The sequence below is a fragment of the Paenibacillus sp. 01L418 genome, assembly GCF_056400045.1.
Map to the genome: position 1 here is coordinate 1 of NZ_JBFTSN010000534.1, position 3841 is coordinate 3841.

4 protein-coding genes are annotated in these 3841 nt (G+C 41.9%); all 4 read left to right on the plus strand.

The window, feature by feature from the left end; translation table 11 throughout:
* Positions 1–869: diguanylate cyclase domain-containing protein (locus AC1DSE_RS32090; RefSeq protein WP_477528820.1), on the plus strand; the 869-nt coding region annotated here is incomplete at its 5' end.
* Between the two features lie 169 nt (positions 870–1038).
* Entirely contained in the window at positions 1039–2490 is a 1452-nt protein-coding gene (locus tag AC1DSE_RS32095; RefSeq protein WP_477528821.1) for a SpoVR family protein, read from the plus strand.
* A gap of 424 nt (positions 2491–2914) precedes the next feature.
* Positions 2915–3265 carry a bleomycin resistance protein gene (locus AC1DSE_RS32100; protein WP_477512843.1) on the plus strand — a complete coding sequence of 117 codons (351 nt, stop codon included), beginning with the start codon at positions 2915–2917 and terminating at the stop codon, positions 3263–3265.
* Positions 3266–3476: 211 nt separating this feature from the next.
* On the plus strand, positions 3477–3788 hold the full coding sequence (locus tag AC1DSE_RS32105) for an ArsR/SmtB family transcription factor (protein ID WP_339209456.1): 312 nt from the start codon (positions 3477–3479) through the stop codon (positions 3786–3788).
* Positions 3789–3841 lie beyond the last annotated feature (53 nt).

The following is a 3841-nucleotide window of genomic DNA, read 5'->3' on the forward strand; positions in this document are numbered from 1 at the left end:
ATATTATTGACACCTTGAAGCACTTTCTACAGGTTGACACTTTATTGATAGCTACAATTGATCATAATGGAAGCAGAATCATAAGAGCGCTCAACCGTCATGAAAATGAAGGAACCAATAGCTTACCGTTACATTTGCTGCAAAGTTATTGCAATCTTGTTTTAGAGCAGGATTGTTCCATTCTTAACATCACCAATACACTTGATGATCCGCGTACAGCCTCTTTACCTATTACCCAGCAACTTGGAGCACAAGCTTTGGTCGGAATCGCTGTAAGAACAGCTGACCAGACAGCAGTTGGTACCCTATGCGCCATAAATAAAGAACCGATTCATCTAGATGAAAGGCAGCTCGGATTTCTCCATTCGATGGCCGCTTTTTTCGGATATATATTGGATTTAGAAAACGCAAGTGTTACGGACAGCTTGACCGGTCTTTACAATCGACGTTATTTATCTCATTTGGATCATGCTGGCTCGGACAAGCAGTTTAGTGTGATGTTCATCGACATCGATGATTTTAAAGAGGTTAATGATTCGTTCGGTCATGACTTTGGTGATTTGCTGCTGCTTCAAATTTCTAAGAGACTGAAACAAGACGTCAGAAAAACCGACATCCTCGTTAGATACGGTGGAGACGAATTCGTTATTTGCTTTCAGCATTTGGTGGACAACCAAGATATCGATTTTGTAGCCAGTAAAATAAAAAAATCGATTGACGAGCCATTCACAATCAATGGTCATATCATTCATATTTCCGCTAGCATAGGCATTAGTTCAACGCACGGCACGGCTAGCACGCTAAAAGAATTGATAAGCAACGCTGACCTAGCGATGTACGACAATAAGCAAAATGAAAAAAAACTTTGAGATCGTCTGATTCCACTTTGAGTATTTACTCGAAAAGGCAGATGTCCAAGGTTTTTTCTTTTTTTGATCGCCACATACGCTGAGTCCATCCTGCACACTTCGTCATAACCTTGACCACCCGCTCATACACATGGTATGAATCGTATTTTCGCATGCGGAGGGATGACGGATGAGACAGGATGAAATTCGTGCACTGGAGCGATCCATTGATGAAATAACAGAAATAGCTACCGGCTTTGGTTTAGACTTTTATCAAATGCGCTATGAGATTTGCCCGGCAGAAATTATTTATACCTTTGGCGCGTACGGTATGCCGACAAGGTTTAGCCACTGGAGCTTTGGAAAAACGTTCAACAAAATGAAGCTCCAATACGACTTCRGCTTAAGCAAAATTTATGAGCTCGTCATTAACTCCAACCCCTGCTATGCGTTTCTTCTAGAGGGCAATTCTCTAATTCAAAATAAACTCATCGTCGCCCATGTGCTCGCTCACTGTGATTTTTTCAAAAACAACGCTCGCTTTGGTGTAACCAATCGCAATATGGTCGAGAGCATGTCTGCTACAGCGGATCGTATTCATCAATATGAAATGGATCATGGCACGGAGGCGGTCGAGAAGTTTATCGATGCGATCCTTGCCATTCAAGAGCATGTCGATCCGACGCTCATTAAGCCATATCAATTGGATAAGAAACGTTATATCGAAATGGTGCAAAAGGACAGCGAGCGTTCGGAGTGGAATATTCCTTCCTCCTCATATGATGACTTATGGAATCTAGACCCGGATCGAACAGCTGCCGCCGCATCAGCCGCTCAATCGCAGGCCGCTGACGCCAAACGTTTTCCGCCACGGCCAGAAAAAGATCTCATCTGGTTCATTGAGGAGTACTCCCCTACTCTGGAGGATTGGCAGCGCGATATTCTATCTATGCTTCGCGATGAGATGCTCTATTTCTGGCCGCAAATCGAGACTAAGATTATGAACGAAGGCTGGGCTTCGTATTGGCATCAGCGGATCATACGCGAGCTTGATCTGACTAGCGATGAAACGATTGAGTTCGCTAAGCTAAACTCTTCTGTCGTGCAGCCATCCCGGCATACCTTGAATCCCTATTATCTGGGCCTAAAAATATTCGAGGATATCGAGCGCCGATTCGATAACCCAACAAAGGAAGAACAAGCACGCTTCGGACGCGTCCCCGGCAAGGGCAGGGAAAAAATGTTCGAGGTACGCGAGCTCGATTCCGATATTTCGTTCATCCGCAACTACCTGACGAAAGATCTGGTTAATGATCTCGATCTGTACATTTTCGAGAAAAAAGGCCCTGAGTGGAAAATTACCGATAAGTCGTGGGAGAAAATTCGCGATCAGCTTGTTTATTCGAAAGTAAACGGTGGTTTCCCTAGTTTGATGGTCAAGGATGGGGATTTTAATCGTGTGGGTGAGCTTTATCTTATTCATGAGTATGAAGGGATGGAGCTCGATCTGAAGTATGTGGAGCGTACGCTGCCTCATGTCGTTCAGCTTTGGGGGAAAAACGTTCACCTGGAGACGTTTGTTGAGGATAAGAAGATTGTGTTCAGCTGTGATGGGAAGAAGACGAGTCGGAAGTTTGTTTGAGTTAAGAAGATAGTGCTTCTTAATTCTGCATTTAAAAGCTATTATGCATAACCATGAGACAAAAAACCCGATCTCACTCGATCGGGTTTTCTATTTTACGGACAGAGGGGGCCAAGGGGGGGTCGCCCCCCTTTATATACAGAATTTTTTCTCAGTACATTGTCACTACATAAGCCTTTTTGATAAGACTCAAATACCCTTACGCGCTGGAAACGTAGAACTGCTACTCGCTGAACTAACGTTAACCGTTAGCTAACGGGAGACGATAGTTGAACAAACATGGAGTAGTYTGCTGCGGCAGCTGCTCCATTTTTTCATTACGCTAACGGGCAGGAGAACTGAACAATGAGAATAGAGGAAATTATAAAGACTCAACGAATATATTCTTTGTTATTGATGAACCAGCTGGGGGGAGGTATTTTTTATGCTAAACATTCAATGTCAAGTTCCGATTTTACCCGTACGTAATATGGATGAATCCCTTGCATTTTACCTAGATGTGCTTGGGTTTAAGGTGGCTTGGATATGGGATGACAATGGCTATGCCGCAATCCAATGTGGTGATATTGAATTTCATCTGGATGTACAGGAATCGTTCACAACTTATAGAGCTCACTCTTATCTCTTTGTACAAAATATAGATGAAATTTATACATTGTATAAAAGTAAAGCACTAGACATTGTGCAAGATATTGAACAAAAACCCTGGGGCGTAAGAGAGTTCACATTTCGAGATGTTAATGGGCATATGTTCAGGGTAGCACAAGAAGCGTGAAATAGTCATTAAGCTATCGGAGAACGATAGTGGAATAACACAAATGATGAGCAGGCGCTGCGATGCCTGCTCTTTTTATTGAACTAACGGGCAGATTTCTCCAACAAAAGTCGGTACAGGCAATAGATTTTTCAAGTTCTTGTCAAAAGATATTGGAGAAAACAGCACATTTTATATTTACAAATCTATAAAAATAGATATAATAATCTGTATGGAACCATTACAGATTTATAAAGCTTTGTCTAACGAGACGCGTAGTCAAATTATGCTATGGTTAAAGAATCCAGAGGAATTCTTTGATGAAAAACCTTATCTACAACAAAATCTCAATTTTCAAATTGGTGTATGCGTGGGAGATATTCAGGCTAAAGCAGGTCTTGCACAGTCTGTTATTTCGAGTTATTTGTTGACGATGCAAAAAGCTGGTTTGTTGGAATCTGAGCGAATTGGGAAGTGGACGTACTATCGTCGAAACGAAAAGACAATACAGGAATTTTCCGAGTACATCCAAAAGAAACTATAGACTGAAAGGAGGTCTTTTTTTTTGTAATATACATCTATAAATCTATATATGTA

What these genes read in the sequence shown, in the direction of transcription:
- AC1DSE_RS32100 (WP_477512843.1), top strand. Translation starts at nt 2,915, where the DNA reads ATGCTAAACATTCAATGTCAAGTTCCGATTTTACCCGTACGTAATATG.
- AC1DSE_RS32105 (WP_339209456.1), top strand. Translation starts at nt 3,477, where the DNA reads ATGGAACCATTACAGATTTATAAAGCTTTGTCTAACGAGACGCGTAGT.